Annotated in this window: 13 protein-coding genes; 6 read left to right on the top strand and 7 right to left on the bottom strand. The window is 64.1% G+C overall.

Annotation, left to right across the window (positions count from 1 at the left end; all coding sequences use genetic code 11):
- Positions 1-31 precede the first annotated feature (31 nt).
- Entirely contained in the window at positions 32-982 is a 951-nt protein-coding gene (locus NGK62_RS04215) for a LysR substrate-binding domain-containing protein (protein WP_251877557.1), read from the bottom strand.
- Between the two features lie 94 nt (positions 983-1,076).
- On the opposite strand from NGK62_RS04215, the gene dsdA reads away from it, so the two are divergent.
- Positions 1,077-2,396, top strand: coding sequence for a D-serine ammonia-lyase (dsdA, locus tag NGK62_RS04210; protein WP_502802971.1), 1,320 nt, complete (start codon positions 1,077-1,079; stop codon positions 2,394-2,396).
- Between the two features lie 65 nt (positions 2,397-2,461).
- Here the strand turns inward: dsdA and NGK62_RS04205 are convergent, their stop codons facing one another.
- The 4 genes from NGK62_RS04205 to rpiB all read right to left on the bottom strand — a co-directional run bounded on the left by NGK62_RS04205 (position 2,462) and on the right by rpiB (position 5,556).
- A complete protein-coding gene (locus NGK62_RS04205; RefSeq protein ID WP_251877553.1) occupies positions 2,462-3,670 on the bottom strand; it encodes a hypothetical protein in 1,209 nt (402 codons plus the stop codon).
- Positions 3,671-3,742: 72 nt separating this feature from the next.
- The gene (locus tag NGK62_RS04200) at positions 3,743-4,210 is read right to left on the bottom strand and encodes a hypothetical protein (protein WP_251877551.1); all 468 of its coding nucleotides are present in this window, start codon (positions 4,208-4,210) and stop codon (positions 3,743-3,745) included.
- A gap of 14 nt (positions 4,211-4,224) precedes the next feature.
- Positions 4,225-5,100 (bottom strand): leucine-rich repeat domain-containing protein, encoded by an 876-nt coding sequence (locus NGK62_RS04195; protein WP_251877549.1) that lies wholly within the window; start codon positions 5,098-5,100, stop codon positions 4,225-4,227.
- Between the two features lie 27 nt (positions 5,101-5,127).
- The gene (rpiB, locus tag NGK62_RS04190) at positions 5,128-5,556 is read right to left on the bottom strand and encodes a ribose 5-phosphate isomerase B (protein WP_118931790.1); all 429 of its coding nucleotides are present in this window, start codon (positions 5,554-5,556) and stop codon (positions 5,128-5,130) included.
- Positions 5,557-5,692: 136 nt separating this feature from the next.
- Here rpiB and NGK62_RS04185 point away from each other — a divergent pair, with 136 nt between their 5' ends.
- The 4 genes from NGK62_RS04185 (at position 5,693) to NGK62_RS04170 (ending at position 8,936) form a co-directional block, all read left to right on the top strand.
- A complete protein-coding gene (locus NGK62_RS04185) occupies positions 5,693-6,274 on the top strand; it encodes a CGNR zinc finger domain-containing protein (protein ID WP_251877547.1) in 582 nt (193 codons plus the stop codon).
- 191 nt (positions 6,275-6,465) lie between these two features.
- On the top strand, positions 6,466-7,338 hold the full coding sequence (locus NGK62_RS04180; RefSeq protein ID WP_251877545.1) for an alpha/beta fold hydrolase: 873 nt from the start codon (positions 6,466-6,468) through the stop codon (positions 7,336-7,338).
- 132 nt (positions 7,339-7,470) lie between these two features.
- On the top strand, positions 7,471-8,412 hold the full coding sequence (locus NGK62_RS04175; protein ID WP_251877543.1) for a sensor domain-containing diguanylate cyclase: 942 nt from the start codon (positions 7,471-7,473) through the stop codon (positions 8,410-8,412).
- A gap of 80 nt (positions 8,413-8,492) precedes the next feature.
- The gene (locus NGK62_RS04170) at positions 8,493-8,936 is read left to right on the top strand and encodes a DUF695 domain-containing protein (protein ID WP_118931793.1); all 444 of its coding nucleotides are present in this window, start codon (positions 8,493-8,495) and stop codon (positions 8,934-8,936) included.
- 31 nt (positions 8,937-8,967) lie between these two features.
- On the opposite strand, the gene NGK62_RS04165 is transcribed toward NGK62_RS04170, so the two are convergent.
- A complete protein-coding gene (locus NGK62_RS04165; RefSeq protein WP_118931794.1) occupies positions 8,968-9,828 on the bottom strand; it encodes a DMT family transporter in 861 nt (286 codons plus the stop codon).
- A gap of 118 nt (positions 9,829-9,946) precedes the next feature.
- On the opposite strand from NGK62_RS04165, the gene NGK62_RS04160 reads away from it, so the two are divergent.
- Positions 9,947-11,332 carry an aminotransferase-like domain-containing protein gene (locus tag NGK62_RS04160; RefSeq protein ID WP_251877541.1) on the top strand — a complete coding sequence of 462 codons (1,386 nt, stop codon included), beginning with the start codon at positions 9,947-9,949 and terminating at the stop codon, positions 11,330-11,332.
- Between the two features lie 88 nt (positions 11,333-11,420).
- Here the strand turns inward: NGK62_RS04160 and NGK62_RS04155 are convergent, their stop codons facing one another.
- Positions 11,421-11,744, bottom strand: a complete 324-nt coding sequence (locus NGK62_RS04155) for a hypothetical protein (protein WP_059375158.1) — start codon at positions 11,742-11,744, stop codon at positions 11,421-11,423.
- Positions 11,745-12,280 lie beyond the last annotated feature (536 nt).

The raw sequence follows: 12,280 nt of genomic DNA, 5'->3' as shown, positions 1-12,280 counted from the left end.
CGGCGTCGCTCGCCGGTTCCACGGCGTATCCTTACCCGCGCGAGCCCCCGATCAAGGCGGACCGCGCGCTGTCGAAGCTGTGGCATTCGGATTTCAACCACTCGGAAAAGATACGGGTGCGCCGCTCATCAGGCCGGCGTGACAGCAATACGTAGCGCGCCGGCGCGGGCGTGTGCTTGCCGAACACGTCGACCAGCCGCCCGCTGCGGATCTCGTCATAGACCATCGCGCTGCGCCCGATCGCCACGCCCTGGTGATTCAGCGCGGCGCCAATGGCAAGGCTGGCCAGGTTGAACTGCGGCCCGTCCAGATGGCGCACCCAGCCCGGCTGGTGCGCTTGCATCCAGGTGCGCCATTCGATGAACTCCGCGGCGCCAGCCCAAGGCGAGGCGTCGTGCAGGAACTCGACGCCATCGAGCGATTTGCCGGCGCGAAACTTGGGGTGGGCCGCAAGGTATTCGGGCGTTGCGACCACCAGCAGATACTCGTCCAGCAAGGCGTCCGCCTGCAAATCGCTGTAATGCGCCGGGTCGTAGCGGATGGCGATGTCTATGTCTTCCTCCTCCATCAGCTTGCGGTCCAGCGGCTGGAACTCCGCCTTCAGCCGCACCGATATGTCCGGCTGCAAGCGATGGAATTCCGTCAGGCGCGGCATCAGCCATTGCAGCGCGAACGAGGGCAGGCAATTGACCTGCAGCGTTGACGCCGGCAAGCCCAGCCGCTCGATCTCTTGTTGGATGTCGCCCAGCGCGCGGCTGACCGTCGAGTACAGCGACTCGCCCTTGGACGTGAACGTCAGGCCGCGTTGTTGACGAACAAACAGCAGGTAGCCCAGGCGGTCTTCCAACTGCCGGATCTGCTGGCTTACCGCGCTTTGCGTGAGGTTCATGGCTGCCGCAGCCCTGGTAAAGCTGAGATGACGGCCGGCCATGTCAAAACAGCGCAGGGCGCCCAGCAGTGTCGAGTCGAAATGGGCTGGCATAAGTCACGCTAATGGCTGCAGTAGAAATGATCGCTATTCTTGCATGCTGGCGGCATCTACGATTCGCGCTGAACCATCAACCTGCAAGTTCATGATGACCGCCAATTTCGATCCTCAGCTATTAGAAAATCTTCAATCAAGAACGCCTTTGCTATGGCTCAACCCCGAAAGGGGCGGACCCATGCCAGGATCCGCCCCGTCCCTGACCCTGATCGACGAGGCGGAAAGCCGTCTGGCGCGTTGCGCGCCGCTGCTGGCTACGCTCTTTCCCGAGCTCGCGGCCGCGAATGGGCATATCGAGTCCCGGCTGATGGCTGCCGGGCCGTTGCAACAGGCGCTGGGCGGCGGCTGCGCCTCGGGCAGCTGGTACCTCAAGCGCGATGACGAGCTGCCCGTCGCAGGCTCCATCAAGGCGCGCGGCGGATTTCATGAAGTGCTGGCCATTGCCGAGACGATCGCGCAGGAGCACGGGCTGCTGCAGGATGCGTCAACGGACAGGCGCATCCTGGCCACGCCGCGGGCTCGCGCCGTGTTCAGCCGGTATGCCGTGACCGTGGGCAGCACCGGCAACCTGGGCATGAGCATCGGCGTCATGGCCGCCGCGCTGGGATTCGATGCCGTGGTGCATATGTCCGCCGATGCCAAGGAATGGAAGAAGGACCGGCTGCGCCAACGCGGCGTGCGCGTGGTGGAACACGACGGCGACTACGCCGAGGCCGTCGCAGCCGGGCGGGCGCAGGCGCTGGCCGCGCCCCGCAGCCATTTCGTCGACGACGAGCAATCCGAGCTGCTGTTCTTCGGCTATGCCGCGGCGGCGCGCGGACTGGCGCGGCAATTGGTGGAAGCGGGACGCGTGGTCGATGCAGCGCACCCGCTGTTCGTGTATATCCCCTGCGGCGTCGGCGGCGCACCGGGTGGCATCAGTCATGGCCTGAAGGCTTTGTTCGGGACTCACGTGCATTGCTTCTTCGCCGAGCCCGTCGCCTCACCGTGCTTTCTGGTGCAGTTGGCGTCGGGAGCGGACACTCCCGTGTCGGTGTACGACATCGGCCTGGACAACCGGACCGAGGCAGACGGCCTGGCCGTCGGCCAGGCATCCGAGCTGGTGGCCGCGCTGATGAAGCCCCAGCTGGGCGGCGTCTTCACCGTGTCCGATGACGAGCTCTACCTGAACCTGATTGCGCTGAAAGACAGCCTGGGCGTCGAGGTCGAACCATCGGCCGCCGCCGCGGTTTCCGGTCCGGGCTGGTTGGATTCAGCCGCCGGCCGCGCGTATGTCCAGGGCATGGATATGTCCGAAGCCACGCACGTCATCTGGGCCACGGGCGGGTCGCTGGTGCCCGCGGAGGCGTTGCGCGGCTTCCAGGAACACGCCAGGGGACTCAGCCGCGCCGGTGCGGCCCTTGACCCGTGATTCCAGGCGGCGCCGGCCGCTTTCGACCGCATGGCTTTTCGCGCACGGCAAGCCCGTGCGCTCCGTCAGTTGTTGACCAGATACGCCCGCCCGTCCGGCTTCAGATAAGGCGTCAAGGCCTTGAACGGCACGCTGGCATGGGTGCCCAGGCAAGCGCCCGACGCGTGCCCGACTCCGGACACGGACAGGCTCAGCGCGCCGGGCGCTTGCACGCCCAGCGCCAGATAGTCGGGCCAGAGGTCCGCGCAGTCTTCCAGATTGGGCCGATCCCCGGACTGTTGGGCGGCGGTGCCCGACTTGACCGCCTGTTGCATCAGCGCGAGCAGGGCGGGACTCTTTTCCCCGCCGAAGCTGCGCTTGCCCGGCACATACGCGTCGAACACGCGATTCCAGTCCAGGTATTCGCCGCGCAGCAGATCGTAGGTGTAGGGTTCGAAATGGTTGTAGGGATGCGCGCCGCCGCAGTCCAGGCTGCCCGATTCGGTCACCGTCATCAGCGCGCGCGACAGCCAGGTGACGTGCACGGCCTCTTCATCGAATCCGCCCAGCGTGCCGGCGCCCGGATTGCCGCTGGTGTAGGCCGAGGCCATGCAAGCCAGCGCGCCCAGGCTCTTCTGCCAATGGCGTTGTTCGAGCAGATAGTTCGTGCGCTGCAGGACCTGCGCATCGGGATGGCGGCTGAGCCGCGGGTAGGTGAACTTGGTGCGCGGATCGCGCCACATGCGATAGGCCACCGCGCCGTCACCGATCTCCTTGCCGACCGGCTGGGCGTGTCCGGCCAGCTTCAGCGTCTCGTAGGGCGCGCGGGCGGCGGTGATGCCTGCCTGGACGTCGACGTCGCCAAGATTGACCTGGCTGGCGCGGGCCTGCTTGCGGTCCTTTTCCAGCTGCTCCGTGTCGTATTGCGCAACCTGCTTCAGGTCGAAGCGTAGCTGCTTGCCGCTGCCGGCGTCAGTCCAGAGGCCGCGGTAGCCGGTGGCATCGCGCGTGCCTTGCCAGCTTGCGGCCTGATCCGCCGGCTTGCCTTCCTGGCGGGGCTTCGGTTCGAAGAGCTCCTTGGCCGTGCCGCGCAGCGGGATGTCCACGCCGTGCCTGGCGTAGAAGTAGCGGCCGGTCAAGGTGCCGTCGGCCGCTGCTTCGGTGTCCAGCTCCAGCACGATGTCGCCGGCGCCTTGCAGTGTTCCGGTGTAGACGGTGCGGGGCGCGGCGTGGGCCTGGGCGGCTAAAAGAGACAGGACTGCCAGCGCAATCGCGCTGCGGACGTTGCGGTGCATACGGGACGGTGAGCGAAACATCGAGGAGCCTGGGATCCAAAGGGATAGCGTCGGCTGACTATACCGGAACCATCAGCCCAATAGCGCAGCCGCCTCGTCATCCGCAAGCATCTGCTCGAACAGGTCGCCAAGACTGCTGGCCACCTCGCTGACTGCCTCGAACTCCGGCTCGACGCCGTGCACGACCCGCCCCGAGATCAGGTCGATCGCGAGAAATTCATAATCGCCGTCCACGCTCATGAAGATCGGCACATGGCGCGCCCAGAATGCCTCGACGGCGTGCCGGTCGGCGTCGCTGATGGCGGCTTCGAGGCTGATGTCGCGAAAGGCGTCCCGCCCAAAGGCGCTGTCGGCGGTTCCGGCATAGTCGGCCGCGCTCAGGAACCAGCGCGTGTCGTCCGCGCTGCTCAGCTGCGTGTACAAGGACAGGAACGCCGCGTGTTCCGAGGAGTCAGCCGGTGTAGCCACGGGCGTCGCGCGGTGTACCGTCCAGCCGCGCGCGGCAAGCAAGCTCAGGAAACGTTCGTGCAAGTTGCTCATCAGGCTTGTCTTGGTTATCGCGTTGCCGCGATGTTCGCGCGCCGCAAGCGCGCGTTCAAGGTTTGCGCCAACTCGCCCAATCCCACATCGCCGCAGCCGACCAGCGTCAGCTCCTGCAATCGGGTCAGCGTATCCAGCACGCCGATGTCCGCAATCCGCTTGCAGTACTGAATGTCCAGCCGTTCCAGGCTTTCAAGGGCGCTGATCGGACCTATCTTCTCCAGCGCACCCAGGTTCTTCAGGCGCAAGGAGCGCAATCCTGTCAGTTGCTCGATGCCGGACAGCGTCTTCAAGCCACGGCCCGCCAGCAAGCCCAGCGCCAACAGCGGCAGTCCCGCGATGCGATCGAATATCGACGAATCGAACGGCACGTTCCAAAGGTTCAGCTCCTTGAGCGGCAGGCTCAAGGCGCGGTCCAGCAGCATGCCGCGCCGGTCCGGAACCATGGACAAGGAAATCAATGCCGGAAAGTCTTCCGGCTCGAACCGCAACGTTGCGTCTACTGTCAGCGCCTCCAGCCTGGGCAGCGGGCCGGCTTTCCAGGCGTACGTGCCGGGTTCGGGATGGATGGAAAGATGGCGCAGGCTGGCTGGGAGCATGTCTGCGCGCAATCCGGTCAGAACGCTGCCCGCGACCGCGCCGGGGCCGATGGACAGGTGCGCCAGCGCCGGCAGCCGGGCGAGGAGTTCGGGCAGCTCGTGCAGCGGGTCGCCCTGAGGCGCCCATAGATGCACGTCTTCGATCGAGGCCAGGACGGCCTCTTGCGGCGGGGCATCGTAGAGCACGATGCGTTCATCCGCGCCTGCGAATTGCGAGCGCTGGCGGCTGTGCATGAAGCGCCAGGTCTGGTCGCGGGCTGGCCGCGGGATCGAAAACGGGATGATGGACATGTGGCGTTCCGGCAGGCCGTCGGGAGCTCAGCCCGCCTCGCTCAGCATGTCGATGCGGCGCTGATGACGCGAGCCATCGAAGGGCGTGTCAAGGAAAGCGCTGACGCATTCGCGCGCCACCTCGATTCCTATGATTCTGCTTCCAAGCGCCAACACGTTCGCATCATTGTGCTGACGGCTCAGGCGCGCCATGGTGGCATTCGTGCACAAGGCGGCTCTTGCGGCGGGGAAACGATTGACGGCAATCGAAATGCCTATGCCCGAGCCGCAAATCACGACGCCCTTCCGGACCTTTCCGTCCGTGATTGCCCGCCCCATGGCAAAGCCAAAAGCGGGGTAGTCGACCGAGTCTTCGCTGTGGGTTCCGAGGTCCAGCCAATCCACGTTTTCGAAGGCCTTCTTCAGCTTTTCCTTGAGCTCGTAGCCGGCGTGGTCGGAGGCAATGGCGATTTGCATGCTTTCTCTCTCATGTGGGGACTCGGGATTGCCGAGCGCGATTGTAGTCCGCGAAAGCGTGACGCCGCGCGCCGCACGATTCTTCCGTAACTTGATAGTCGCAAACTAAGTGGTTACATTCAAGACGGAGAACGTTATGACCGCCACTACCCCCACGCCCGAATTCCGCCTGCTGGGCGATCATGCGGCGTTAGACCTGATCAACACCGTCGAGCAGTCCGACGACGGCCCTCGCGACCGCCTGCAATCGGACGACGATGTGCGGTCCTGGCTGGACGCCTTGGGCTTTGCGCCCGCCCAGCGCAAGACGCCCAAGGGCCTGCTCGAATCCGCGCGGACATTGCGCGAGACGGTGCGTGCGTTGGTTGCCCAGAGAAAGGCCGGATTGCCGCTCAAGCTCAGCGCGCTCAACCGGGCGCTCGCCGCCGGCGGCAGCCATCTCGAGGTTACCGTGGTGGCGGGCGCGCCCAGCCTGGCCCGTCGGTACGAAGCGGCCACGCCTGACCAATGGCTGCTTCCCGCCGCGGAGGCGGCTGCGGACTTGCTCGTGCACGGGGACTTCGAGCTGGTGCGCAAATGCGAAAGCCCGCTCTGTTCCCTCTGGTTCTACGACCGCACGCGATCTCATCGCCGCAGGTGGTGCAGCATGTCGCTTTGCGGCAACCGCCACAAGGTGGCGGCCTTTCGCCAAAGGGAAGCCCAGGACGCGGCTTCCTGAGCGCTTGCTTGCCCATTCATCCGGCCGCCCTGGCCGGATTTTTTTTGAACGAACCTCTCCGTGTCATAGCTTTGAACTATTTAAGTAACCGTTAAATATTAGTTTGACGGGTTACTTGAAAGGAGCAAGAATGGCTCGCACAGCCTGCCGGAATTCGGCTGCTGATCCAGTTCCTGACTACGGAGACCGTCATGTCCAGTACCCCTGAAAGCCCGATCCAAACGCGTCGCGTGCAAGCCGACGGCCTGAATTTTTTCTATCGCGCAGCGGGCAATCCCGATGCGCCCGTGCTGCTGCTACTGCACGGTTTTCCCAGTTCCTCGCATCAATTCCGCAACCTGATCCCGATTCTGGCCACGCGCTTTCAAGTGATCGCGCCGGACCTGCCCGGCTTCGGTTTCACGGAAGTGCCCGAGGAGCGCGGTTACCGCTATACGTTTGACGACCTGGCCGCGTCGCTCGGCGCATTCGTCGATGCGCTGGGTCTCAAGCGCTATGCGATGTATGTTTTCGACTATGGCGCGCCCGTCGGGCTGCGCCTGGCGCTAGCCCACCCCAAGCGGGTCACCGGCCTGGTTTCGCAGAACGGTAATGCCTATCTCGAAGGCCTGGGCGATGCCTGGGCGCCGGTCCGCGCTTATTGGGCGGAGCCAACCGCCGCCAACCGCCAGGTCATCGCGGATGCCGTGCTGAACCTAGAGGGTACGAAGTGGCAGTATGTGCATGGCGTCGCCAATCCGGACGACGTGGCTCCGGAAAGCTACACGCTCGATGCCGCCTTGCTCGAGCGGCCGGGCAACAAGGAAATCCAGCTCGATCTGTTCCTGGACTACGCCAACAACCTGAAGCGGTATCCGGATTTCCAGGCCTTTTTCCGCGCGGCGAAGATCCCGACACTGGCGATCTGGGGGCGCCACGATCCGTTCTTCATTCCGCCTGGCGCCGAGGCGTTCAAGCGGGACAATCCGGACGCGCAGGTCGAGCTGCTGGATACCGGGCATTTTGCGCTCGAGACCCATGCGGAGTACATCGGGAGCCGGATTATCGAGGTGTTGGCGCCTTGAGGGATCCCGGAAGCGGCCGCCGAACGCGGCCGATTCATGGCGCGCTTCTTTTGGCGCTCACCGAGCAGCCCGCCGCAGCTGATGGATTCAGGCTACAGTGACCCGTTCATTTGGATCGAGGATGGATAGGGTATGTCGAGCGAAAGCCCGCTTCTTGATGACAACGCGGTGTATAGGACCTTGCTTGAGTCGACCAAGGCAATTCCCTGGAAGATCGATTGGGCCACGAAGCAGTTCGCCTATATCGGCCCGCAGATTGAAACGTTGTTGGGCTGGAAGGCCGACAGCTGGGTGAGCGTGGAGGACTGGGCCATGCGCATGCACCCGGAGGATCGGGACTATGTGGTGAATTTTTGCGTCACCCAATCCCAGGCCGGCGTCGACCACGAGGCGGACTACCGGGCGCTGACCAAGGAAAACGGCTACGTGTGGATCCGCGACGTTGTGCACGTGGTGCGCAACGACAGGGGCGAGGTCGAAGCGCTGATCGGTTTCATGTTCGACATCACCGAACGCAAGAAGACCGAGGAAAAGTTGCTGACCTTGCAGAAGGAATTGGAGGCGCTGTCCTTCAAGGACGGTTTGACGAACATTGCCAACCGGCGTCGCTTCGATAGTGGTTTCGAATTGGAGTGGGACCGCGCGCGCAGCGAACGTCAGCCGCTGTCCATGCTGTTGTTCGACGTTGATTTCTTCAAGCAGTACAACGATCTGTATGGCCACACCCAGGGCGACCAATGTCTGGTGGATATCGCCCAGACCTTGAGTCTGGCGCTGGATGGGCCTCGCGATCTGGTTGCGCGCTACGGGGGCGAAGAGTTTGTCGTGCTGCTGCCGGAAGCCGACGCCGAGGTGGCGCGAAAAGTCGCTGAGCGCTGCCAGCGCTTGCTCCAGAAAAAGGCTATCGTGCACGCGCTGTCACCGCATGGCAGGCGCGTCACCGTCAGCATTGGCGCCGGAACGGTGGTGCCAGACGGGAAGATAGACCGCGCTGGCTTCATCGAAGCCGTCGACCAGCAGCTATATGCGGCCAAGAAAAATGGGCGGGACCGCATTGAGCATATGCAGTTGTAGCGCTGGGTCGCGCGCGCAAGGTTTTCTCAGTAACAAGCGCTGAACCTCCCGGGTTCGGCGTCTACACAGGAATTGATTTAATGAGCAGTATTTTTCCAGGCGATCTGTGGGCAGTGGGTGAAGCGCAGATCGAGGGCTTGACGGTCATCGTTCGTTTTCGCACCGGGCTGCCATCGGCGCCTGACCGTCAGATCAATGAAAACCTGGTCATCATCTCGTGGCCGTACCAGGGCATCGAGTCCGGTATGCCCAGTGACGAAGACAAGCAGAGCCACAATAGCTTTGAAGAGGCTATCGAAAAAGGCTTTGAGAACTCCGATATCGGGGTGCAGGTGGCTTGCCTGACCGGGAATCACCACAAAGAATGGCGTTACTACACGCGGGACGTCGAAGCCTTCCTGGATGCGTTCAATGCATGCCTGGCGGGGCATCCGGTCTATCCCATACAACTGCGCATGTACAAGGATCCCGATTGGAATGCCTTGGCGGAATTGCAGCCCCAGGGTTCAGACCAGCTTCATTGATAGGGCTTGGGTGGCGCTTGCGCGCCACGTGCTACGCATACCGCTTGGCGCCCGCCACGCAAATCACCGCCGCCAGCGTCACGACCAGCATCGTCCAGCTGACCTGCTCATGCAGCAGCACGGCAGCCAATCCCAGCCCCATGAACGGCTGGAACAGCTGCAACTGCCCCACCGCCGCAATCCCGCCCTGCGCCAGCCCGCGGTACCAGAACACGAACCCGATGAGCATGCTGAACAGCGACACGTAGGCGAGACCTATCCACGCCGGCGCGCCAACGTGTTCGAACGTGGCCGGCATGGTCAGTAGCGCGATGGGCAGCATGAGGGGCAGGGACAGTACCAGCGCCCAGCTGATGACCTGCCAGCCGCCCAGCTTGCGGGAGAGCTTGGCGCCTTCGGCGTAGCCCAGGCCGCAGACGATGATGGAGGCGAGCATGAGCAGGTCGCCGGTGGGCGAGGCTTGCAGGCCGCCCCAGGCGGCGTAGCCCGCGACGCAGGCGGCGCCGACGATGGAGAACATCCAGAACGGCGGTCGCGGGCGTTCGCCGCCGCGTATCACTGCGAAGATCGCGGTGCTGAGCGGCAGCAGTCCCAGGAAGACGATGGAGTGGGCCGAGGTGACGTGCTGCAGGGCCAGCGCCGTCAGCAGGGGGAAGCCGACCACCACGCCCAGCGCGGTCAGCGCCAGGGAGGGGAGGTCGGACAGGGACGGCCGGCGTTGGCGCAGCAGCATCAGCAGGGCCAGGCCCAAGAGGCCCGCGATGGCGGCTCGCGCGCAGGTCAGGAAAATGGGATCCAGGTCCGCCACGGCGACCCGGGTGGCGGGCAAGGAGCCCGCGAAGATCACCACACCGATAAAACCGTTCACCCAGCCGCTGGTGGCCTTTTGCATCTGAAGCTCCTTGATAGCGGGCTTCAGTACAGCACGGCAGTTGTCCGTAGTCCACGCACAATCCAGTACAATTTCAAGGAACTGTTATGTATAAAGAGCCAGTACGGCGGAGATTTTCATGGCGCGTGGCGGCACCCTAATCAAGCAGGTCATGGGCGAGATCCAGGGGCGGATTGCGGCGCGCACGGCCTTGCCTGGCGCCCGGCTGCCTTCGGTAAGAGTGCAGGCCAAGACGCTGGACGTGTCGGTGTCCACGGTGGTGGAAGCCTACGAGCGGCTGGCGGCCGAGGGCGTGCTGGTGTCGCGTCCCGGCTCCGGCTTTTATGTGGCCGGGCAGGTGGCACCGCTGACGCTGACCGAGATGGGACCAAAGCTGGACCGGGAGGTCGATCCGCTGTGGGTTTCGCGCCAGTCGCTGGCGGCGGACGCGGACAGCTTGCGGCCGGGTTGCGGATGGCTGCCGGTCAGCTGGATGTATGAAGACGGGTTGCGGCGCGCCATGCGCGGCATGGCGCGGGCCGAAACCGCGGAACTGACCGAGTATGGAACGCCGTTGGGCCATGCGCCTTTGAGGCAGTTATTGGCGCGGCGCATGGCGGGCATGGGGATAGAGGCCGGGCCCGAGCAGATCATGCTGACCGATTCGGGAACGCAGTCCATCGACCTGATCCTGCGCTTCCTGCTGGAGCCTGGGGACACGGTGCTGGTGGACGATCCCTGCTATTTCAACTTCCATGCGCTGCTGAAGGCGCATCGCGTCAAGGCGGTGGGAGTGCCGTACACGCCGAACGGGCCGGACCTCGGAGCGTTCGAAGCGGCGCTGCGCGAGCATTCCCCGCGGCTCTACATCACGAACTCCGGCATACACAATCCGACGGGGGCGACCTTGTCGCCCCTGGTTGCGCACCGTCTGTTGAAGCTGGCGGACGATTCCGAGCTGGTGATCGTCGAAGACGATATCTTCGCGGATTTCGAGAACACGCCCGCGCCGCGGCTGGCCGCGTTCGATGGGCTGTCGCGGGTCATACATATCGGCAGCTTCTCGAAGACGGTGTCGGCGTCGGTGCGCTGCGGCTACATCGCGGTGCGGTCCGACTGGGTGGAAAGCCTGACCGACCTGAAAGTCGCCACGACTTTTGGCAGCAGCCGGCTGGCGGCCGACGTCATTTTCAGAACCTTGACGGGCAGCGGCTACCGTCGGCATATGGAGTTGACCCGGCTGCGTCTGGCGCAGCAGATGGACAAGACCGCCGCCAAGCTGCTGAAGCTTGGCATCAAGCCCTGGTTGACGCCCCGGGCGGGCATGTTTCTGTGGTGCCGCCTGCCCGAAGGCAAGGACGCGGCTACCGTGGCCCGCCTGTGCCTGAAGGAAGGGGTGTTGGTGGCGCCGGGGAATGCGTTCAGCCAGTCGCTGGCAGCTGGGGATTTCCTGCGGTTCAACGTTGCGCAGTCCACGGACGAGCGGATATTCACGGTGCTGGCCAAGGCCTTGAACGCCGCTTGATGCGTCCTGTCTATCCCGGTTTGCCGCGCGCCGCCGGGGGCTACGCAATCCAGCGGCGCGCGGGCCGCCGGATCGTGCGTACTTGCGACTACAAGTAGGCGAGGGTGATGATGTAGCCCTGGGCATCTTTCTGCCCGGTCTGTCGCGCCTTGAGGGACACGGGCTGCACGTCGACCTGCACGCGGCTGGCGTTTACCCCGTAGCGGTAGGCCGGCTTGCCGGCGGCGCGGGCGCGTTCAGCGTCGCATTCCACGCGCACGGCGACCCGTTTGGGTTGAATCTGCGGCGTGCATGATGCCGCCTCGACGATGGCCCCGTGGAAATAGATGGTTCCATCCGCGGCGTGGGCTGCGGGCAGGACGCTGGACGCGCACAGCAAAAGCAGGGAAAGGCGATATTGGAGCTTGGACATGACAGCAACTCCTTGCGACTGGAAACGGAGGGGATGGCTATGTCTGTCTTCACTTCTTTAACGGCAGCCGGCGGCGAAAGTTAATCGCAAGCCGTTATCGGACCGTGTTCGCTTGGGCGAGCCCATGTATGGCTTGCTGCTGCAGCGCGGGCGCGTCAGTCCGCAGGGCGATATGCGGCCGTGGCGGAACGTTCGCGGCTGGACTGCGTCTTGTGAGGAGAGGGTCGGCTCGCTACGCGAATGCCGGGAGGATTATGGGCGGCATCGTGGGCTCCTTTGATCGCGCCTTGCGGAGCGCGGTGATGGTCAGGGACCAGGAACGGACTGTCGGCCAAGATGAAAATGCGTGATTTCATTGTCGCAGGTCGCGGGGAAAAATCAATACCTGGCGCTCGATGCACATGCGATCACTATCTTCCGGATTCTGGCGACGGGGTGTTTCGCCCCGTCTTGAAAGCTTGCTGCAGACGCGTCCGGCGCAGCTTCAGTAAACTCCGGGCTGCCGCGCGGCGTCCACCGCCGCTTTCATGTTCGCT

Origin of the sequence: Achromobacter sp. Marseille-Q4954 (assembly GCF_943737025.1) — a bacterium.
Classification (GTDB): domain Bacteria; phylum Pseudomonadota; class Gammaproteobacteria; order Burkholderiales; family Burkholderiaceae_B; genus Achromobacter; species Achromobacter bronchisepticus_A.
This window is presented reverse-complemented; position numbering and strand designations above follow the sequence as displayed.

Bases quoted from the DNA above. Each gene is read 5' to 3' on its own strand.
- NGK62_RS04215 (WP_251877557.1), bottom strand. From the start codon at position 982: ATGCCAGCCCATTTCGACTCGACACTGCTGGGCGCCCTGCGCTGTTTT.
- dsdA (WP_502802971.1), top strand. From the start codon at position 1,077: ATGACCGCCAATTTCGATCCTCAGCTATTAGAAAATCTTCAATCAAGA.
- NGK62_RS04205 (WP_251877553.1), bottom strand. From the start codon at position 3,670: ATGCACCGCAACGTCCGCAGCGCGATTGCGCTGGCAGTCCTGTCTCTT.
- NGK62_RS04200 (WP_251877551.1), bottom strand. From the start codon at position 4,210: ATGAGCAACTTGCACGAACGTTTCCTGAGCTTGCTTGCCGCGCGCGGC.
- NGK62_RS04195 (WP_251877549.1), bottom strand. From the start codon at position 5,100: ATGTCCATCATCCCGTTTTCGATCCCGCGGCCAGCCCGCGACCAGACC.
- rpiB (WP_118931790.1), bottom strand. From the start codon at position 5,556: ATGCAAATCGCCATTGCCTCCGACCACGCCGGCTACGAGCTCAAGGAA.
- NGK62_RS04185 (WP_251877547.1), top strand. From the start codon at position 5,693: ATGACCGCCACTACCCCCACGCCCGAATTCCGCCTGCTGGGCGATCAT.
- NGK62_RS04180 (WP_251877545.1), top strand. From the start codon at position 6,466: ATGTCCAGTACCCCTGAAAGCCCGATCCAAACGCGTCGCGTGCAAGCC.
- NGK62_RS04175 (WP_251877543.1), top strand. From the start codon at position 7,471: ATGTCGAGCGAAAGCCCGCTTCTTGATGACAACGCGGTGTATAGGACC.
- NGK62_RS04170 (WP_118931793.1), top strand. From the start codon at position 8,493: ATGAGCAGTATTTTTCCAGGCGATCTGTGGGCAGTGGGTGAAGCGCAG.
- NGK62_RS04165 (WP_118931794.1), bottom strand. From the start codon at position 9,828: ATGCAAAAGGCCACCAGCGGCTGGGTGAACGGTTTTATCGGTGTGGTG.
- NGK62_RS04160 (WP_251877541.1), top strand. From the start codon at position 9,947: ATGGCGCGTGGCGGCACCCTAATCAAGCAGGTCATGGGCGAGATCCAG.
- NGK62_RS04155 (WP_059375158.1), bottom strand. From the start codon at position 11,744: ATGTCCAAGCTCCAATATCGCCTTTCCCTGCTTTTGCTGTGCGCGTCC.